The 19,317-nt window shown below is 54.4% G+C and carries 15 protein-coding genes; 4 read left to right on the top strand and 11 right to left on the bottom strand.

The features are described 5' to 3' along the window. Window positions 1-147: 147 nt before the first annotated feature. Complete coding sequence (gene rpiA / locus ACX8ZY_RS04130; protein ID WP_010248819.1) at window positions 148-807, bottom strand: ribose-5-phosphate isomerase RpiA; 660 nt, start codon at window positions 805-807, stop codon at window positions 148-150. Between the two features lie 182 nt (window positions 808-989). Here rpiA and ACX8ZY_RS04125 point away from each other — a divergent pair, with 182 nt between their 5' ends. Beyond that, entirely contained in the window at window positions 990-1,895 is a 906-nt protein-coding gene (locus tag ACX8ZY_RS04125; RefSeq protein ID WP_010248822.1) for a LysR family transcriptional regulator ArgP, read from the top strand. Window positions 1,896-2,151: 256 nt separating this feature from the next. Here the strand turns inward: ACX8ZY_RS04125 and ACX8ZY_RS04120 are convergent, their stop codons facing one another. The 7 genes from ACX8ZY_RS04120 to tkt all read right to left on the bottom strand — a co-directional run bounded on the left by ACX8ZY_RS04120 (window position 2,152) and on the right by tkt (window position 10,566). Beyond that, window positions 2,152-2,874, bottom strand: coding sequence for an oxidative stress defense protein (locus tag ACX8ZY_RS04120; RefSeq protein WP_010248826.1), 723 nt, complete (start codon window positions 2,872-2,874; stop codon window positions 2,152-2,154). Window positions 2,875-3,017: 143 nt separating this feature from the next. Continuing rightward, window positions 3,018-3,641: an arginine exporter ArgO gene (gene argO / locus ACX8ZY_RS04115; protein WP_010671062.1), complete on the bottom strand. Its 624-nt coding sequence runs from the start codon at window positions 3,639-3,641 to the stop codon at window positions 3,018-3,020. A 124-nt stretch (window positions 3,642-3,765) separates the two neighbouring features. Beyond that, window positions 3,766-4,647 carry a small-conductance mechanosensitive channel MscS gene (mscS, locus tag ACX8ZY_RS04110; RefSeq protein WP_022623840.1) on the bottom strand — a complete coding sequence of 294 codons (882 nt, stop codon included), beginning with the start codon at window positions 4,645-4,647 and terminating at the stop codon, window positions 3,766-3,768. A 190-nt stretch (window positions 4,648-4,837) separates the two neighbouring features. Continuing rightward, entirely contained in the window at window positions 4,838-5,917 is a 1,080-nt protein-coding gene (fbaA, locus tag ACX8ZY_RS04105; protein WP_010248835.1) for a class II fructose-bisphosphate aldolase, read from the bottom strand. 105 nt (window positions 5,918-6,022) lie between these two features. Then, on the bottom strand, window positions 6,023-7,186 hold the full coding sequence (gene pgk / locus ACX8ZY_RS04100; protein WP_010248837.1) for a phosphoglycerate kinase: 1,164 nt from the start codon (window positions 7,184-7,186) through the stop codon (window positions 6,023-6,025). A 51-nt stretch (window positions 7,187-7,237) separates the two neighbouring features. Further along, complete coding sequence (gene epd, locus ACX8ZY_RS04095; protein WP_010671063.1) at window positions 7,238-8,257, bottom strand: erythrose-4-phosphate dehydrogenase; 1,020 nt, start codon at window positions 8,255-8,257, stop codon at window positions 7,238-7,240. A 314-nt stretch (window positions 8,258-8,571) separates the two neighbouring features. After that, complete coding sequence (gene tkt, locus ACX8ZY_RS04090; protein WP_050680498.1) at window positions 8,572-10,566, bottom strand: transketolase; 1,995 nt, start codon at window positions 10,564-10,566, stop codon at window positions 8,572-8,574. Window positions 10,567-10,837: 271 nt separating this feature from the next. On the opposite strand from tkt, the gene loiP reads away from it, so the two are divergent. Then, window positions 10,838-11,593, top strand: coding sequence for a metalloprotease LoiP (gene loiP, locus ACX8ZY_RS04085; RefSeq protein WP_010671064.1), 756 nt, complete (start codon window positions 10,838-10,840; stop codon window positions 11,591-11,593). A gap of 55 nt (window positions 11,594-11,648) precedes the next feature. Here the strand turns inward: loiP and ACX8ZY_RS04080 are convergent, their stop codons facing one another. From ACX8ZY_RS04080 to speA, 3 genes are all read right to left on the bottom strand, one after another. Then, window positions 11,649-12,059: a YidB family protein gene (locus ACX8ZY_RS04080; protein ID WP_010248845.1), complete on the bottom strand. Its 411-nt coding sequence runs from the start codon at window positions 12,057-12,059 to the stop codon at window positions 11,649-11,651. Window positions 12,060-12,255: 196 nt separating this feature from the next. Further along, window positions 12,256-13,176: an agmatinase gene (speB, locus tag ACX8ZY_RS04075; RefSeq protein WP_010248847.1), complete on the bottom strand. Its 921-nt coding sequence runs from the start codon at window positions 13,174-13,176 to the stop codon at window positions 12,256-12,258. Between the two features lie 169 nt (window positions 13,177-13,345). Beyond that, on the bottom strand, window positions 13,346-15,322 hold the full coding sequence (gene speA / locus ACX8ZY_RS04070) for a biosynthetic arginine decarboxylase (protein ID WP_010248849.1): 1,977 nt from the start codon (window positions 15,320-15,322) through the stop codon (window positions 13,346-13,348). Window positions 15,323-16,165: 843 nt separating this feature from the next. Here speA and metK point away from each other — a divergent pair. Both metK and ACX8ZY_RS04060 read left to right on the top strand, forming a co-directional pair. Further along, entirely contained in the window at window positions 16,166-17,317 is a 1,152-nt protein-coding gene (gene metK, locus ACX8ZY_RS04065; RefSeq protein ID WP_010248851.1) for a methionine adenosyltransferase, read from the top strand. 534 nt (window positions 17,318-17,851) lie between these two features. Then, a complete protein-coding gene (locus ACX8ZY_RS04060) occupies window positions 17,852-19,249 on the top strand; it encodes a sugar porter family MFS transporter (RefSeq protein WP_033772546.1) in 1,398 nt (465 codons plus the stop codon). Window positions 19,250-19,317: the final 68 nt, after the last annotated feature.

Below are 19,317 nucleotides of genomic sequence, written 5' to 3'. Positions count from 1 at the left end.
GCCGGACAAAATAAGGAGGTCGGACTGGAAGAGAGAACGAACCCGCTGCCGATGACGGTTATGTGACATAAGTCACCAAATTTCACCGCAGCGAGAAAAGATGATTTGCAGGCAGAAATAACCGACGCCGCATCGACGCCGGACAGATCATTTTTTGATGGTTTTCACGCCATCAGGCCCGCCAATCAGTGCAATATCGGCACCACGCGCGGCAAAAAGGCCCACGGTAACGACGCCAGGCAAGGCGTTGATGGTTTTTTCCAGCTCAATGGGATCGAGAATGCGCAGATTATGCACATCGAGAATAATGTTGCCGTTATCGGTGACCACGTTCTGACGATACTCAGGCAAGCCGCCCATTTTCACCAACTGACGCGCCACATAACTGCGCGCCATCGGGATCACCTCGACCGGCAGCGGGAAACGGCCCAGCACATCGACCTCTTTTGAAGCGTCAGCGATACAGATAAAGGTTTCAGCCACGGCGGCCACGATCTTTTCGCGCGTCAGCGCCGCGCCGCCGCCTTTGATCATCTGCATCTGTGGGTTGATCTCATCCGCGCCATCTACGTACACCGACAGCAGGTCAATCTCGTTCAGGTCGAACACCTGAATACCTAGGCTCTTCAGCTTCTGGGTTGAGGCATCCGAGCTGGAGACGGCACCTTCAATCTGATGCCTGACCGTGGCAAGCGCATCGATAAAGTGGGCAGCGGTGGATCCGGTGCCCACACCAACAACGGTGCCCGGCTGCACGTACTCAAGTGCAGCCCAGCCAACGGCTTTTTTCAGTTCATCCTGGGTCATGGTATGTTTAAAACCTGTGCGACAACGAAGTGCGCGTAGTATAAAACAAGGCTTGCTGAAAATGCTCGGCTGACCGACGTGGATTTATCGCTTTGGAAGCCAGCCCACAAAAAACAAGAGAGCCATCACAGGTGATACTTTTGTGGCATAGTGACATCCATCCTGAAGGAGAGAGAAGAATAATGAAACGCCCGGATTATCGAACGCTTCAGGCGCTGGATTCAGTGATCCGCGAACGCGGATTTGAGCGTGCCGCTCAAAAATTATGTATCACCCAGTCAGCGGTTTCACAGCGTATCAAGCAGCTGGAGAATCTGTTTGGTCAGCCGCTGCTGGTGCGAACCGTGCCACCACGTCCGACCGAACAGGGTCAGAAACTGCTGGCGTTGCTGCACCAGGTGGAACTGCTGGAAGAGGAGTGGCTGGGCGATGAGAACAGTGGCACCACGCCACTGCTGCTGTCGCTGGCGGTCAATGCCGACAGTCTGGCGACCTGGCTGCTGCCTGCGCTGAAAGATGTGCTGGCAGATTCCCCTGTACGCCTGAATCTGCAGGTCGAAGATGAAACCCGCACCCAGGAGCGTCTGCGTCGTGGTGAAGTGGTGGGTGCGGTGAGTATTCAGCCGCAGCCGCTGCCCAGTTGCCTGGTGGATCAGCTCGGTGCGCTCGACTACCTGTTTGTAGCGTCGCGCGACTTTGCCGATCGCTTCTTCCCCAACGGCGTCACCCGCTCTGCCCTGCTGAAAGCGCCTGCGGTGGCGTTTGACCATCTTGATGATATGCATCAGGCCTTCCTGCAACAGAACTTTGATCTCTCACCGGGCAGTGTGCCCTGCCACATCGTGAACTCCTCTGAAGCCTTTGTGCAGATGGCGCGACAGGGTTCAACCTGCTGTATGATCCCGCATCTGCAGATTGAGCGTGAGCTGGCGAGCGGTGAGTTAATAGATCTGACGCCAGGCTTGTGTCAGCGCCGGATGCTCTACTGGCATCGTTTTGCGCCGGAAAGCCGGTTAATGCGTCGGGTGACCGATGCGCTGATTGCGCATGGACATCGGGTACTGCGTCAGGATGACGTCGCAGCCTGAAAACAAAAACGGGGCGAAAGCCCCGTTTTTACTGCTGACAAATTATGCCCCGAACGGCTGTAAGGATGGATTGGCTCAGGGAACAAGGTCAGATCGGAAAGGCGCTTAAGCCAATCCCTGGCCGCTCGGCCCGCGCCGTCCATGGCGCGGGACGCTTTCCTCCTCTGACCATGTTCCCTTCGCTTTGAATTTATTCATTGCGGTCAGATCCTGAGATTCATCGGCAGTCTTAACGGGGCATCAGCCCCATTTTGCACTATGGCGTATTGGGCTTGATCTCAAACACCACATCAACCTGATCGTCAAAGTTGATGCTCTGCTGATCGTAGGTCTCCTGCGCCGAGGTATCTGCCGCTGCAGCCGCTTTATACATACGGTTCATCGGCATCGGCTGATAGTTAGCGACCTGATAACGAATGCTGTAGATCGATCCCAGCTTCGCGTTAAAGCCTTCAGCCAGCTGTGATGCCTGCTGAGTCGCATTTTTAATCGCTGCTTTACGCGCCTGCTCTTTGTAGCTCTCCGGATTTGCCACGCCTAACTCGACGCTACGCACCTCATTCAGACCGGACTTCAGCGCCCCGTCCAGCAGATCATTCAGCTTGTCCAGCTGACGCAGGGTTACCTGCACCTGACGCACCGCACGGTAGCCTTTCAGGACGGATTTACCCTCTTTGGTGTAATCGTACTCAGGCTGGGTGCTCAGGTTTGCCGCATCAATATCTTTCTTCTCAATGCCGTTTTTCTGCAGAAAATCGAAATATTGTGCAACCCGGCTATCCGCCTGCTTTTTCGCATCTGCGGCATCTTTTGACGACACGTTCACCACGATAGAGAGCGTGGCGATATCGGGACGGGCATCGACCGTTGCCTTGCCTGAGGTCACCACGTGTGGCCCGTTCGGTAACTCATCAGCGTGTACGCCAGGCAATGCCCCGGCGCTCATGATTGCGGCCAGAGCCAATGCTTTCAGTTTCATGAAAGTCCTCCTTGAAAAGGTACTATGACGGCTTCCAACCGGCGAAGCCCAACAGCGCATCAGTATACGCCATGCTTTGAGTGGTCATTATGGCAAAAGTTCGGCCTCCGCGCGGCAATAACCGCATCGGATCGACGTTGGGATCAAAATCCGGCAATGCCCTGGCGCGCCAGTTGCAGGGCGATAAACCACATCACCGCGCCCACCAGCAGGTTGATGATGCGCTGGGCTTTGGCGGTGCGCAGGCGTGGTGACAGCCAGGCGGCCAGCAGCGCCAGACCAAAGAACCACAGGATCGACGCACTGATGGTGCCCAGCGCAAACCACTGACGCGCGGTGGTGGTCGGCAACTGACCGCCAAGACTCCCCAGTACCACAAAGGTATCGAGATAGACGTGCGGGTTGAGCCAGGTCACTGCCAGCAGCGTCGCGATAATGCGTCCCCTGCTCTGCTTTAATGGCTCACCATCCGCCAGATCGGCGTCGCCGCGAAAAGCGCTACGCAGTGCGCCCCAGCCATACCACAACAGAAAGGCTACACCCGCCCAGGTGATCACCATCAGCAGCAGTGGAGACTGGCTCAGCAAGGCGCTGCCGCCAAAGATCCCACCGCAAATCAGCAGAATATCGCTCAGCGAGCAGAGGGCCGCCGTCATCAGATGATACTGACGCTTCACGCCCTGATTCATCACAAAAGCGTTCTGCGGGCCCAGCGGCAGAATCAGCGCGGCGCCCAGGGCAAGCCCCTGAAAATAGAGAGATAACACAGAATTATTTCCTCACATCGTTAGAGGAGGAGAAGTATAAAGAGAGAGGATGATTAGCGGAAATTGAAAGAATTAATCTGCGATTAGCAAAATGAATGGGCGACAGACGCCGCCCACTGAAAGATTACTGTGGCTGAACCTGGGTTGCTTCTGCTTCAGGCGTCGGCTTCTGATGCAGATGCACATCCATCTGCGGATAAGGAATACCAATCCCTTTTCCATCCAGCGCACGCTTAAAGTTCTTCAGCAGATCCCAGTAAACGTCCTGCAGGTCGCCGCTGTTGCTCCAGCAACGCACCACAAAGTTCATAGAGGAGGCTGCCAGTTCGTTAAGACCGATCTGAATACCTTTATCTTTCAGCACGCGGCTATCCGCTTCTACAACCTGTTGCAGTAAGGCGATCACTTCATCCACATCCGCCTCGTAAGCCACGCCAATGATAAATTCATTACGGCGAACCGGTTCACGCGAGAAGTTGACGATGTTCCCGCTGATGATCTTGCCGTTTGGCACCACCACGATTTTGCCGTCTGCCGTTCTCAGCGTGGTGGAGAAAATCTGCACATGCAGCACGGTTCCCATAACGCCGCCCAGATCGACGAACTCGCCGGTGCGAAACGGACGGAAGGTGACCAGCAGAACGCCTGCAGCAAGGTTAGAGAGTGACCCCTGCAGCGCCAGACCCACGGCCAGACCCGCAGCACCCAGCACGGCAATCACCGAGGCGGTCTGCACACCGATGCGTCCCAGCGCTGCGATAACGGTGAAGGCGATAACCCCATAGCGCACCAGTGCGGAGAGGAAGTCCGCCACGGTAGCGTCTATGTGACGGGCGCGCAGCAGGCGATTTACGGCATTAGAAATGATACGGGCGATAATCATCCCGATAATAATGATGGCAATAGCTGCAACGATATTTACGGCATAGCTGATGATCAGCGCCTGATTGCGAACCAGCCAGTTACCTGCGTTGTTTAAGCCGTCGACGACGTGTAACTCTTCCATTAATAAGCCCTGTTGTTAGATTCCCACCGGGAATGAAAAAACTGCCAGATGACATCCGACACCCTGCCATCAAGGGTAATCAATTATCCCCTTAAGCGCCAAACCGACCGGCGTTTAACCCTGTTTTTCCAGAAATTGTGCATAAAAAAAGGCCCTTTCGGGCCTTTTTTGTACGGTAACGACTCTTCAGTTACAGCACGTCGACAGCGTTAAGCTCTTTGAAAGCCTGCTCCAGACGCACTACCATAGAGGCCTGGGCTGAACGCAGCCAGACGCGTGGGTCGTAGTATTTTTTGTTTGGCTTGTCAGCGCCTTCCGGGTTACCCAGCTGCGACTGCAGATAGCCTTCGTTCTTTTTGTAGTACTGCAGGATGCCGTCCCAGGTTGCCCATTGGGTATCGGTATCGATGTTCATCTTGATCACGCCGTAGCTGATAGACTCTTCGATTTCTGCAGCAGAAGAACCTGAACCGCCGTGGAAAACGAAGTCCAGCGCGTTGTGCGGCAGGCCATGTTTTTCACACACATATTTCTGCGAATCGCGCAGAATGGTTGGGGTCAGTTTCACGTTACCTGGCTTGTAAACGCCGTGAACGTTACCGAATGAAGCCGCAATGGTGAAGCGCGGGCTGATAGCATTCAGTTTTTCGTACGCGTAGTTCACATCTTCTGGCTGGGTGTAGAGTGCAGATGCGTCCATGTGGCTGTTATCAACGCCATCTTCTTCACCACCGGTGCAGCCCAGTTCGATTTCCAGCGTCATGTCGAGTTTCGCCATGCGCGCCAGATATTTGCTGCTGATCTCGATGTTCTCTTCCAGTGACTCTTCTGACAGGTCGATCATGTGAGAAGAGAAGAGTGGCTTACCGTTTTTCTGGAAGTACTCTTCACCTGCGTCCAGCAGACCGTCGATCCATGGCAGCAGTTTCTTGGCACAGTGGTCAGTGTGCAGGATAACCGGCACGCCATACTGCTCAGCCATCAGGTGAACATGGTGCGCACCCGCGATAGCGCCGAAAATTGCCGCGCCCTGTGGTTTGTCAGTCTTGAAGCCTTTACCCGCGATAAATGCAGCACCGCCGTTAGAGAACTGGATGATGATTGGCGCTTTAACTTTCGCCGCTGCTTCCAGTGCCGCATTGATGGAGTCGGTGCCGACGCAGTTTACGGCTGGCAGTGCGAATTTGTTCTCTTTCGCAACTTTGAAGATCTTCTGTACGTCATCACCAGTGACAACGCCGGGTTTTACGAAATCAAAAATTTTAGACATGATTGTGTCCTGTTTCGTGACCGTTGTTCCCCTTGAGGAACGTCGATTTAAACGCCCAGACGGGCAAGACTTCAGGCGATGCCGCCAGGCATCGCCCCCAAAGGATTACTGCTTCGCACGCTCTTCCAGCATGGCAACTGCAGGCAGTTTTTTGCCTTCCACGAACTCAAGGAACGCGCCGCCGCCGGTAGAGATGTAGGAAATTTTGTCTTCGATGCCGAACAGGTCGATAGCCGCTAAGGTATCGCCGCCGCCTGCAACAGAGAAGGCATCGCTGTCTGCAATGGCGTTAGCCACGATCTCGGTGCCTTTACGGAAATTAGGGAACTCAAACACGCCCACCGGGCCGTTCCACAGGATGGTTTTAGCATCCTTCAGGATGGCAGCCATCGCCTGTGCGGTTTCATCACCAAAGTCCATAATCTCTTCGTTATCCGCAACTTCCGAAACCTTTTTCACGGTAGCGGTCGCAGTTTCAGAGAATTCTGTGCCGACACGTGAGTCAGTTGGAACCGGAATACCGTGCTGATCGCGCAGGCCTTTAGCCGCTTCAACGAAATCTGGCTCATACAGGGATTTGCCGACGTTGTTGTCGATAGCGACGAAGGTGTTGGCAATGCCGCCGCCCACAATCACGGTGTCCGCGATTTTGACCAGAGATTGCAGCACGTCAAATTTGGTAGAGACTTTTGAGCCCCCTACCACAGCCACCAGCGGACGCTCCGGGTTGCTCATGACTTTACCCAGCGCTTCCAGTTCTGCAGAGAGCAGCGGGCCAGCACAGGCGATAGGGGCAAATTTGCCGACGCCGTGGGTAGAAGCCTGTGCGCGGTGCGCGGTACCAAAGGCGTCCATCACAAAGACGTCGCACAGAGCAGCATATTTTTTAGACAGTGCTTCGTCATCTTTCTTTTCGCCTTTGTTAAAGCGAACGTTTTCCAGCACAACCAGTTCGCCAGCGCCGACTTCAACGCCATCGAGGTAATCTTTTGCCAGGGTCACGGTGGTGCCGCTAAGCTTGTCTTTCAGGTAGTTAACTACCGGCAGCAGCGAGAACTCTTCATTATATTCACCTTCGGTCGGACGACCCAGGTGAGAGGTAACCATTACTTTCGCGCCCTGTTTCAACGCCGCTTCAATGGTTGGCAGAGAAGCACGGATACGTGCATCAGACGTCACTTTACCTTCTTTAACCGGTACGTTCAGATCGGCACGGATCAGAACGCGTTTACCAGCCAGATCCAGATCGGTCATCTTAATTACAGACATGGTGAATCCTCTCGTTGATTCTCATAAGTTTTGCCAGACGCATACCGCGTCTTACCTGAAACCGCTTGCGGCCATCGCTAACGTCGTGTCGAGCATTCGGTTAGCAAAGCCCCATTCGTTGTCACACCAGACCAGGGTCTTGATAAGGTGTTGACCGCTGACCCGCGTTTGTGTTCCGTCCACAATGGCACTGTGCGGATCATGGTTAAAATCTACTGAGACTAACGGTAATTCCGTATAGTCAACTATACCACGAAATGTCCCTTCTGCCGCGCTTCGCAACAGGGTGTTAACTTCACACGCCGTCACCGCCTGATGCACAGAAACGCTGAGATCAATGGCCGTCACGTTAATCGTCGGGACGCGAACGGCTATCGCCTCGAAGCGATCGTTGAATTTCGGAAAAATACGGGTAATGCCTGCCGCCAGGCGAGTGTCCACCGGAATGATCGACTGACTGGCTGCACGCGTACGGCGCAGATCGCTGTGATAGGCGTCGATCACCTGCTGATCGTGCATCGCCGAGTGGATCGTGGTGACGGTGCCGGATTCGATACCAAACGCATCATCCAGCAGTTTAATCACCGGGATAATGCAGTTAGTGGTACAGGAAGCGTTGGAGACGATGCGGTCACTGGCGGTGAGTGACTGCTGGTTAACGCCATACACCACTGTGGCGTCGAGATCGTTTCCGCCGGGATGAGAGAACAGCACTTTTTTGGCGCCAGCCTGAAGATGCGCTTCGCCATCAGCGCGTGAGCCATAGACGCCGGTGCAGTCCAGCACCACATCCACGTCGAGTTCACGCCACGGCAGATCGGCAATGGCTGCACGGTGCAAAATGCGCAGGGTATCGCCACCCACCCACATTACATCGCGCTCCTGGCGGACATCGAAAGCAAAACGGCCATGGCTGGTATCGTATTTCAGCAGATGCGCCATACCGGTGGCTTCTGCCAGCTCGTTAATCGCGACCACGGTGATCTCTGCACGTCGGCCCGTTTCATACAGCGCGCGCAGGACGTTGCGTCCAATCCGGCCAAAACCATTTATCGCTACCCGTACCGTCATTTCTCTCCTGCCACGTCAGACTGAAAAAAACGTGCCGTTAGCCTGAGCGTTTCACTGCATTTTGTACAGGAGATTCTTACCCGGCATTGTCCGAAACCAGGGCGATTTGCCTGGCGACTGAAACGGTTCAGCTACAATAATAGAAGGAAGGAATAACAGGAATGATTGTGATCAATCTGGCTGCTTAAATTTGGATCTGCGTCACAAATTAAGGCAAAAGGCGGTTATTACTGCAGGAATAAAAAAATAAAAGGGACGAAAATCTCGTCCCTCTGTTTTTACAGCCGGGCGGGAACAGGCCCGCCTGACCGGTTTTACGCCAGCAGCGCTTTCGCTTTCGCGACGACGTTGTCGACGGTAAAGCCAAACAGTTCGAACAGCTGATCGGCAGGTGCAGATTCGCCGAAGCTGGTCATGCCCACGATAGCGCCGTTCAGGCCGGTGTATTTGAACCAGTAATCAGCGATGCCCGCTTCGATTGCGACGCGTGCGCTGACCGCTTTTGGCAGTACGGATTCACGGTACTCATCACTCTGCTTGTCGAAGGCATCCGTTGATGGCATAGAGACCACGCGCACTTTGCGGCCTTCGCTGGTGAGTTTGTCCCAGGCACCGACAGCCAGTTCAACTTCGGAACCGGTGGCGATCAGGATCAGCTCAGGCGTGCCATCGCAATCTTTCAGCACGTAACCGCCGCGCGCTACGTTAGCCAGCTGAGCAGTGTCACGCTCCTGCTGCGCCAGGTTCTGACGGGAGAAGATCAGCGCAGTCGGGCCATCTTTACGCTCAATGGCATATTTCCACGCCACCGCGGATTCAACCTGGTCACATGGACGCCACAGGCTCATGTTTGGCGTGGTGCGCAGGCTCGCCATCTGTTCAACCGGCTGGTGCGTCGGGCCATCTTCGCCCAGACCGATAGAGTCGTGGGTGTAGACCATGATCTGACGGATCTTCATCAGTGCCGCCATACGCGCTGCGTTACGCGCATATTCAACAAACATCAGGAAGGTCGCGGTGTAAGGCAGGAAGCCGCCGTGCAGCGCCAGGCCATTGGCGATTGCGGTCATACCGAACTCACGCACGCCGTAGTGGATGTAGTTACCCGCAGCATCTTCGTTGATCGGCTTAGAGCCAGACCAGATTGTCAGGTTGCTGGGTGCCAGATCGGCTGAGCCGCCCAGGTATTCCGGCAGAATTTTACCGAAAGCTTCAATAGCATTCTGTGAGGCTTTACGGCTGGCGATCTTCGCCGGGTTCGCCTGCAGCTGCTCAACGAACTTCTGCGACTCTTCCTGCCAGTTAGCTGGCAGTTCGTTGCTGACGCGGCGTTTAAACTCGGCAGCCAGTTCAGGATGAGCCTGTGCGTAAGCGGCGAATTTCTCATTCCATGCAGACTCTTTCGCCTGGCCCGCTTCTTTCGCGTCCCACTCAGCGTAGATATCAGAAGGAATAACGAACGGCGCGTGGTTCCAGCCCAGCTGCTTGCGGGTCAGTGCCACTTCATCATCACCCAGCGGTGCGCCGTGTGAATCATGGGTACCGGCTTTGTTCGGTGAACCAAAACCGATAACGGTTTTGCACATCAGCAGTGAAGGCTTGTCGCTGACGCTTTTCGCTTCTTCGATCGCTTTCGCAATCGCATCCGCATCGTGACCATCGACGCCGCGCACCACGTGCCAGCCATAAGCTTCAAAGCGCTTAGCGGTGTCGTCGGTGAACCAGCCATCAATGTGACCGTCGATAGAGATACCGTTGTCATCATAAAACGCCACCAGTTTGCCCAGCTTCAGCGTACCGGCCAGTGAGCAGACTTCGTGCGAGATACCTTCCATCATGCAGCCATCACCCATGAAGACATAGGTGTTGTGGTCTACGATGTCATGACCCGGACGGTTGAACTGTGCTGCCAGCGTGCGCTCAGCAATGGCAAAACCTACTGCGTTAGCGATGCCCTGCCCCAGCGGACCGGTAGTGGTTTCAACGCCCACGGTGTAGCCATATTCCGGGTGACCTGGAGTTTTTGAGTGCAGCTGACGGAAGTTTTCCAGTTCGCTAAGGGGCAGATCGTAGCCGGTCAGGTGCAACAGGCTATAGATCAGCATTGAGCCGTGACCGTTAGAGAGCACGAAACGGTCGCGGTCAGCCCACAGCGGGTTGGTTGGGTTGTGGTTCAGGTAGCCGCGCCAGAGTACTTCAGCGATGTCCGCCATGCCCATTGGGGCACCCGGATGTCCCGATTTCGCTTTCTGTACTGCATCCATACTTAACGCACGAATGGCGTTGGCAAGCTCTTTACGAGAGGGCATTTTCTACTCCAGGTCGGATTAATGCTTCGCACCTTAACTTATTGTTATTAATGAGTTACCGGGCAAAACAAGGAAAAAGTTGCCCATCAATGTACATGAGAAACGGGGCAAAAGTACATGCTGTAAAACGCTAAATGCAGCCGCTTCGTATGGCTTTTCCAGCCATATCTGCTAGCAAAGTGCAGACTGGCACGCTATAACCAAATCGTTTATTCACCTGTCTGAGTTTCAGGTGTTTGTTTTTCTTACCTTGTTATGAATGGGATACAGCATGAAAATCAAAAAAATGGTGTTAGCGCTTGGACTGACGACGCTGCTGAGTGGCTGTCAGGGTTTAGACAATAATGCGCTGATGCAGTCGGGCGCGCAGGCGTATCAGGCTTATACCCTCAGCGACGATCAGGTAAAGCAGCTGAGCGATAAATCCTGTGAGCAGATGGACAAAGATAATCAGATTGCGCCTGCTAACAGTGATTATCAGCAGCGTCTGAACAAGATCGCCGCGGCGCTGGGCGATAACATCAACGGCGTACCGGCTAACTACAAGGTTTATCAGACCAAAGATGTCAACGCCTGGGCGATGGCAAACGGCTGTATTCGTGTTTACAGCGGTCTGATGGATATGATGACTGACAATGAAGTGGAAGGCGTGCTGGGTCATGAGATGGGCCACGTCGCGCTAGGTCATACGCGCAAGGCGATGCAGCTGGCGTATGCCACAACCGCGGCCCGCACTGCAGCCGCCTCGGTTGGCGGCGTGATTGGTTCACTGTCGCAGTCGCAGCTGGGTGAAATGGGTGAAAAACTGGTGAATGCGCAGTTCTCCCAGACGCAGGAATCACAGGCGGATGACTACTCCTACGACCTGATGAAGAAGCGCAATATCGATCCAATGGGCCTGGCCACCAGCTTTGAAAAGCTGGCGAAGATGGAACAGGGACGTCAGAGTTCGATGTTTGACTCGCATCCCGCCTCTGAAGCGCGCGCCGCGCATATTCGTGAGCGAATTGCTGCCGACGGCAAGTAATTCCGCCTCTGAGCGCGCATGCATCCGGCGTGCGCGCTTAGCCGTGCGAAGTCCGCTAGCGCTTAAATATCTGATCCACCATCGAGCCCAGATCCAGCTTATTGTCATGCAGCGCCTGTTCATCCATGTGTCCCTGCGGTGACATTTTATCAATCAGCTGCGGCAATAGCGCGGCCAGTGTACCCGATGCACCTTTCACATCGGTGCCGAGTTTGTCGGCCAGTGACTGCAGTTCATCCTGACCAAAAGCAGACTGAATCTCACTGTGGCCAACCGGATGGTTATCGCCGGTGCCGATCCAGGAACCAAACACCTCACCCAGCCCGCCCTGCTGGAATTTTTGCAGCAGCACTTCAATACCGCCCTGCTCCTGCACCCAATGCCAGACAGCCTGTAACTGTCCCGGCGGATGCCCTTCACTCTGGTTGCCATCCAGTGCGCCAGCCAGTTCATCAAGAAAGCCCATGATTATCTCCACTACGCCATTTTTACGCTGTAAGTTTAGTTGCAGATAGGGGTTCGCGCCTGACGGTTACCCGTCGGGGTCAGAAGGGAATCGATCGGATCCGGCAAAGAGAGGAAGATCACAGCAGCGGCGTCCGCCCGACGGACAGGACGCCGCGTTCAGCGCCTGCCGGACTGAAGCCGGCAGGCAGCAGGCATCAGCCTTTGTTTACAGCCTGAACATGCAGCATATCCAGCGCCAGCGTAGCCGCTGCCAGTGCCGTTAAATCAGCATGATCGTAACCCGGTGCGACTTCCACCAGATCCATGCCGACAATGTTCATGCCCTGCAGGCCACGGATCAGCTTGGTCGCTTTATCGGTGGTCAGCCCGCCAATCACCGGCGTGCCGGTGCCAGGCGCATGCGCCGGATCCAGACAGTCGATATCGAAGGTCAGATAGACCGGCAGATCGCCGACGGTGCGTTTCACTTCGGCGAGAATATCATCAACGCTGCGGTCGTTGACCTGCGCCGCATCCAGCACGTTGAAGCCCAGGCTCTTGTCGAATTCGGTGCGGATACCAATCTGCACTGAGTGCTGCGGATCGATCAGACCCTCTTTCGGCGCGGTAAAGAACATGGTGCCGTGGTCGAAGGTCGGGCCGTTGGAGTAGGTGTCGGTATGCGCATCAAAGTGCACCAGCGCCATCTTGCCGAAGTGTTTTGCATGGGCGCGCAGCAGTGGCAGTGTGACGTAGTGGTCGCCGCCAAAGGTCATCATGCGCTTGCCATTGGCCAGCAGTTTTTCAGCATGGGCCTGCAATTTGTCGGAGAGATCCTGCGAATCACCGAAGGCGTAAACCAGATCGCCGCAATCGACGACGTTCAGACGCTGACGCAGATCGAAATCCCACGGCCAGCGGCAGCCTTCCCAGGCCAGATTGGTGGAGATCTGGCGAATCGCACCAGGACCCAGGCGACTGCCCGGACGACCCGAGGTCGCGGCATCAAACGGCACGCCGGTGATAACCCACTCGGCGTCGCTGTCGTAAGGCTGAAAATTCAGCGGAAAACGCATGAAACCAAAGGCGTTAGAAACCAGGGAGTTGTCGTACTGATTGCCAAGCGTGTTATACATAATTGCTCTCTCTATGTGCGTAAGTCGGGCCAGCCCGCAAACCATTAAGGTTGAGATGAAAAAAATCCCCTCCGCGTCGTTAGGCCCGACGAGGAAGGGATTGAGTGAGTCAGATTATCGACATAGTTAACGGCAACTGCAATATGCGATTACCGGTCGCCATAATCGATTATTCATCTTCTAAATAGGTATAGCCGTAGAGGCCGCTCTCGAACTCTTCCAGGAACTGCGCGCGCAGCTCTTCGTCGAGATCGGATGCCTGAACCTGATTGCGGAACAGCGCCATCAGCTCATTGGGATCAAGCTGCACGTAACGCAGCATGTCCGCCACGGTGTCGCCTTCATCGGAGAGCTGCACTTCCACATCGCCATTTTCGCGTGCGTAGACATCCACCGCTTCGGTGTCACCAAACAGGTTATGCATGTTGCCCAGAATTTCCTGATAAGCACCCACCATAAAGAAGCCCAGCATGGGTGGGTTATCAAGGTCATATTCCGGCATCGGCATGGTCGTCGCGATACCGTCGCCATCCACGTAGTGATCGATGGTGCCATCGGAGTCACAGGTGATGTCGAGCAGCACGGCACGGCGCTCCGGCTTCTTGTTCAGCCCTTCCAGCGGCAGTACCGGGAACAGCTGATCGATACCCCACGCATCCGGCATTGACTGGAACAGCGAGAAGTTAACGTAGATCTTATCCGCCATCCGCTCCTGCAGTTCGTCGATGATTGGACGGTGTGCACGGTTGCTCGGATCGAGATGCTGCTGAATATAGTGGCAGATGCTCAGATAGAGCTGCTCAGCCCATGAACGCTGCTTGAGATCGTAGGTGCCTGACGAGTAGCCGGTATGGATATCAAACAGATCCATCTGGCTGTCATGCAGCCATTCACGCAGCGAACGGCGGGTACTTGGCTCGTGCATCTCCTGCCAGGTTTCCCACATGCTGAGGATCGGGCGCGGCGCATCCGCATCCGGCGTTTCAGGTTCGCTGAACTCGTTGCGCTCCACACCAATGATGTTGGAGACCAGCACCGTGTGGTGCGCGGTTACCGCACGACCCGACTCGGTGATCACCGTCGGATGCTCCAGACCGTGCTCATCACAGGCAGCACCAATCGCCCAGATTACGTTGTTGGCGTACTCATTCAGGCCGTAGTTGACCGAGCAGTCAGACTGCGAGCGCGTTCCTTCGTAATCGACGCCCAGACCGCCGCCGACGTCGAAACATTTGATGTTGACGCCCAGCTTGGCCAGTTCAACATAGAACCGCGCCGACTCACGCACGCCGGTAGCGATGTCGCGGATGTTGGACATCTGCGAGCCCAGATGGAAATGCAGCAGCTGCAGGCTGTCGATGCGACCCGCTTCACGCATGATCTCAACCAGTTTCAGCACCTGGGTGGCTGACAGGCCAAACTTCGACTTTTCGCCGCCGCTCGACTGCCATTTACCCGAGCCCTGCGAAGCCAGACGCGCACGGATACCAAGACGCGGCACCACATTCAGACGCTCTGCTTCTTCCAGCACCAGCCGCACTTCGGTCATCTTCTCCAGCACCAGATAGACCTTATGGCCCATCTTCTCGCCGATCAGCGCCAGACGAATATATTCGCGATCTTTATAGCCGTTACAGACGATCACCGAACGGGTCTGACCGGCGTGCGCCAGCACCGCCATCAGCTCGGCTTTTGAGCCCGCTTCCAGTCCCAGCGGTTCGCCGGAGTGGATCAGTGACTCAATCACGCGTTTGTGCTGGTTAACTTTAATCGGGTAAACTAGGAAGTAGTCGCCTTTGTAACCGTAAGATTCACGCGCACGTTTAAAGGCGGCGTTAATGGAACGCAGACGGTGTTGCAGGATCTGCGGGAAGCAGAATAAAGCAGGCAGACGCTGGCCCTGCGCTTCGCGCTCTTTGACCAGACGAGCTAAATCGACGCGCACGTCAGGACGATCCGGATCGGGACAGACACTGATGTGGCCCAGTTCGTTAACGTCGTAATAGTTGTTGCCCCACCAGGCGATGTTGTACGTACGCAACATTTTGCTCGCATCCTGATCGTTCATTGCAACCTCCTGCATGGAGCGGAGTGTACCCTGTTCGCCAGCTGACGAACCTTTGATATTCTTCATGTCGTCAGACATCGCGAACCTCAATTTTCCGTTGAAAGATGAAACTGTTAACCGGCTTTATGGCCGCTAATCTGAAAACCTGTTGCCACATTAAACGCAATGTCCTGTTCACCTGACGTTGCCGTCAGCGCGATTCACGCATGAGAGTTAAGTGTAAAACACCCGGGCCATCTCCGTTTAAACAGAGAACATTTAACTGATCTGTATTGACCATGGATAACCTGCGTCGTTCCGCTGCGCGTGCGCAGAGAAGAGACAAAACCGATCGAGCAGAGATAAAGATTAGCCTGCGCCTGTGTCGGTAAAATTACCGCATCGGACATCGCGTCGGCAGGAAAGAGAAACAGATGGGAGGCAGGAGAGAGCCAGCGCCGCGCCGCAGCGCAGAGAACCGGAAGAAGAAAAAGCGTGGTTCATTACTTGTATCACCTCCGCATATGCCAGGGGCACATGGAAAACAACCTGGGTGAAAGCCAGACCAGAGTCTGACAGGCGCGACGCAAACAGTGGCGTCATCCTTGCTGCTGCTATCAAAGCAGCGGCGTTTTATACAGTTTACCGCCGTAAAATGCAAAAATATTATCGGGGAATTGCGTGTAGCGTCAGCAAATTATGCCGATAACAGAGACAGGTTAAATGCTGAAACAGAAAAAGGGCTGGTAATTGGTTTACCCTCTATCCTAAAATAGCCGTCCAGATGGTTTTCCATCTAAACAGGTTACTATCCAGGCGGTGTTGGCCTGCTGTGCTGACACAACCTCACTGCTCGCGGCTTTGCCTGAAGGGGCGTCAGGTCAGACCACCTCACTGGCGCTATGCAGTCGTACTCAAACCATATTTAAGGTAAAGAACAGAATGGCTAAACACCTTTTTACGTCCGAGTCTGTATCAGAAGGACATCCCGATAAAATCGCCGACCAGATCTCCGATGCTGTGCTGGATGCGATCCTTGAACAGGATCCTAAAGCGCGCGTGGCCTGCGAAACCTACGTTAAAACCGGTATGGTGCTGGTTGGCGGTGAAATCACCACCAGCGCCTGGGTTGATATCGAAGAGATCACCCGTAAAACCGTACGTGAAATCGGCTATGTCCATTCCGATATGGGCTTTGACGCCAACTCCTGCGCGGTATTAAGCGCGATTGGTAAACAGTCTCAGGATATCAATCAGGGCGTTGACCGTACCGATCCGCTGGAACAGGGCGCGGGCGACCAGGGCCTGATGTTCGGCTATGCCACTAACGAAACAGACGTGCTGATGCCTGCGCCGGTGACCTATGCGCACCGTCTGGTACAGCGTCAGGCTGAAGTGCGTAAAAACGGCACCCTGCCGTGGCTGCGCCCGGATGCCAAGAGCCAGGTCACTTTCCAGTATGACGATGGCAAAATCGTGGGCATCGATGCAGTTGTGCTCTCTACCCAGCACGCTGAATCCATCAGCCAGAAAGATCTGCAGGAAGCAGTGATGGAAGAGATCATCAAGCCGGTTCTGCCTGCAGAGTGGCTGAGCGCCTCGACCAAATATCACATCAACCCAACCGGTCGCTTTGTGATCGGCGGCCCGATGGGCGATTGCGGTCTGACCGGTCGTAAAATCATCGTAGACACCTACGGCGGTATGGCACGTCATGGTGGCGGTGCGTTCTCGGGTAAAGATCCATCTAAAGTTGACCGCTCTGCAGCCTATGCGGCGCGTTACGTGGCGAAAAACATCGTAGCAGCCGGCCTGGCTGACCGTTGTGAAATCCAGGTCTCCTACGCTATCGGCGTGGCTGAACCCACTTCTATCATGGTGGAAACCTTCGGTACCGAGAAAATCTCTACCGAACAGCTGACGCTGCTGGTGCGCGAGTTCTTCGACCTGCGTCCATATGGTCTGATCCAGATGCTGGATCTGCTGCACCCAATCTATAAAGAGACCGCAGCTTACGGTCACTTTGGTCGTGAACATTTCCCATGGGAAAAAACCGACAAAGCTGCCCTGCTGCGTGAAGCGGCTGGCCTGTAAGGTTACCGGCTGCTGATAAAAACCCTGCCACTGCGGCAGGGTTTTTTATTGCCTTTTCAGCCCCATTGCTAACCGGAGCAATTTTGCTCCCGCTACCCTTCTGAACGACAGGCCAGCGCAATTTCTGGTGAGCGCGTGACGACAAAAAAAACGCATCTGCCCGACATCTTCTTCTCTCTGCAGCAAATTTTCAGTTCTCAACTACACTTCTTTTCGCTTTTTCTGACGACTAAATGTTAACGATTACAAATTGAAATGCTTTGTTTATCCGATATTTAGGAATTAACGCACGTAGTTATTCTGCTGAAAATGCGTTATTTTCAGCGTCGTCTGATAGCCAGTAAATAGAGCATTGTCAGAAACTTAATGAGTGCTATACCTCACTGGTTAATTAATCTTTCCGGGAAAAATATGCTGAATTTCAGGGTTTCAGCGTGTGTAAGCGATTACACTGATGTGATCAGGCTCACTTTTTTCCCGCAAAAGGTTTTTTAACATTGATAAAAACAATGATGGATAAACCTGGAGGCTAAAATGCCTGGCAATACACACAAAAGCAGAACTTCAAATAAGGCGATGACCTTATTTGTCTGCTTTCTGGCGGCCCTTGCGGGTCTGCTGTTCGGTCTGGATATCGGCGTTATCGCCGGTGCTCTGCCGTTTATCGCAAAGGACTTTAACGTCACCCCTCATCAGCAGGAGTGGATCGTCAGTTCCATGATGTTTGGTGCGGCGGTCGGTGCTATCGGCAGCGGCTGGATGTCATCCCGCCTGGGCCGTAAAAAAAGCCTGATGGCCGGTGCGATTCTGTTCGTTATCGGTTCACTCTGGTCGGCGATGTCGCCAAACCCGGAAATGCTGATCAGCGCCCGCGTTCTGCTGGGCCTGGCAGTCGGTATCGCCTCTTATACTGCCCCGCTTTATCTTTCTGAGATCGCTCCGGAAAAAATTCGCGGCAGTATGATTTCGCTTTATCAACTGATGATCACCATCGGTATTCTTGGCGCTTACCTTTCCGATACGGCGTTCAGCTTTACCGGCAACTGGCGCTGGATGCTGGGCATCATCACTATTCCGGCACTGTTGCTGCTGGTCGGCGTTTTCTTCCTGCCAAACAGCCCACGCTGGCTGGCGGCACGAGGCAACTTCCGCGATGCTCAACGCGTACTGGATCGTCTGCGTGACACCAGCGAGCAGGCAAAACGTGAGCTGGAAGAGATCCGTGAAAGCCTGAAGATCAAACAGTCTGGCTGGGGTCTGTTCACCAGCAGCAGCCACTTCCGTCGTGCGGTCTATCTCGGCATCCTGCTGCAGGTAATGCAGCAGTTTACCGGCATGAACGTCATCATGTACTACGCGCCAAAAATCTTTGAAATCGCGGGCTTCACCAACACCACCCAGCAGATGTGGGGCACGGTGATTGTGGGTCTGGTTAACGTACTGGCGACCTTTATTGCCATTGGCCTGGTGGATCGCTGGGGTCGTAAACCTACCCTGATTCTGGGCTTTATGGTGATGGCAGCCGGTATGGGCGTTCTGGGTACGATGCTGCACTTCGGCATTCACTCGGCGGGCGCACAGTACTTTGCGGTAGGTATGCTGCTGATGTTCATCATCGGTTTTGCGATGTCAGCCGGTCCGTTGATCTGGGTACTCTGTTCCGAAATTCAGCCGCTGAAAGGCCGCGATTTCGGTATCACTGTCTCCACCACCACCAACTGGATCGCGAACATGATCGTAGGTGCGACCTTCCTGACGATGCTGAATACGCTGGGCAATGCGAACACCTTCTGGGTCTACGCACTGCTTAACCTGTTCTTCATTCTGCTGACGGTGATGCTGATCCCTGAGACCAAAAACGTCTCGCTGGAACACATCGAACGTAACCTGATGGCAGGTAAAAAACTGCGCGACATCGGTTCACGCGACTAACTTTACCCGGTAAAAAACGCGGTAAAAAAAACGGCGGGGTTTCTCTGGAAACCCCGCCGTTTTTATTT

The organism is Pantoea sp. XAF26B01_ASV70 (assembly GCF_054512635.1).
The sequence above is the reverse complement of the archived record's forward strand: the minus strand, read 5'-3'. Positions and strand labels throughout refer to the sequence as shown.